The 1,168-nt window shown below is 30.3% G+C and carries 1 protein-coding gene and 1 pseudogene; both read left to right on the top strand.

Translation table 11 applies throughout. The features are described 5' to 3' along the window. Positions 1–41 precede the first annotated feature (41 nt). On the top strand, positions 42–857 hold the full coding sequence (locus IDG60_RS15030; RefSeq protein ID WP_001557597.1) for a tandem-type lipoprotein: 816 nt from the start codon (positions 42–44) through the stop codon (positions 855–857). Continuing rightward, a pseudogene (locus tag IDG60_RS15025) lies at positions 847–1,168 on the top strand (hypothetical protein); the annotation flags it as partial. The gene IDG60_RS15030 and the pseudogene IDG60_RS15025, both read left to right, overlap by 11 nt.

The following is a 1,168-nucleotide window of genomic DNA, read 5'->3' as shown; positions in this document are numbered from 1 at the left end:
AATATTCAAATGTTTATAAAATTAAAGCAGAGAGATGTGAAATGATGGAGTATATAAAAAAAATTGCTTTGTACATGAGTGTATTACTTTTAATCATTTTTATTGGGGGATGTGGAAATATGAAAGAAGAACAGAAAAAAGAAGCAAATACAAATAAAACAGATTCAAAAGAAGAAAAAATCAAAAAGAGTTTTGCGAAAACGTTAGATATGTATCCAATTAAGAATCTCGAGGAACTATATGACAAAGAAGGCTATCGAGATGGCGAATTTGAAAAAGGTGACAAAGGGATGTGGACGATATATACAGATTTCGCCAAAAGTAATAAACCGGGTGAACTAAGTAATGAAGGCATGGTCTTGTACTTAGATAGAAACACACGCACAGCTAAGGGGTACTACTTTGTCAGGACGTTTTATCGCAAGGATAAATTACCTGATAGAAAAAATTATAAAGTTGAAATGAAAAATAATAAAATTATCTTATTAGACAAGGTAGAAGATCCAAATCTAAAAAAGAGAATAGAAAACTTTAAATTTTTCGGACAATATGCAAATCTTAAAGAATTGAAAAACTACAGCAATGGTGATGTCTCAATTAATGAGAATGTTCCAAGTTATGACGTGAAATATAAAATGAGTAATAAAGATGAAAATGTTAAGCAATTAAGAAGTCGTTATAATATTCCTACTGATAAATCACCGGTATTAAAAATGCATATTGATGGTAATTTGAAAGGAAGTTCCGTTGGAGATAGGAAGTTAGAAATTGATTTTTCGAAACGTGAAAATAGCCATTTATCAGTAATAGATTCTTTGGATTACCAGCCAGCGAAGGTGGATGAAGATGAAAGATAAATACAAAATAGATCCAGGGATTATTAAAAATAATACAGAGGAAACTACAGCTATTTCTAAAATCAGCTACGAAGTTGAAAATGCGAATTTATATGGAGCTGATAGTGAAGATATAACAAGACAAATAGAATATTTGAAAGCCAAAAAAAAATTCCCTTCTAATCTTGAATATGTTGATAGTTACACTGATTCTCTTAATGGAGTAACAACTTCTGCTTTTTTAAATAAAGATACAGGCAAAGTAACTCTTGGGATGACTGGGACTAATATACAAGGCGAAGCCTTTAAAAAGTTAAAAGAAGGTGAATTTT

This window comes from Staphylococcus sp. EG-SA-2 (assembly GCF_017152085.1).
The sequence above is the reverse complement of the archived record's forward strand: the minus strand, read 5'-3'. Positions and strand labels throughout refer to the sequence as shown.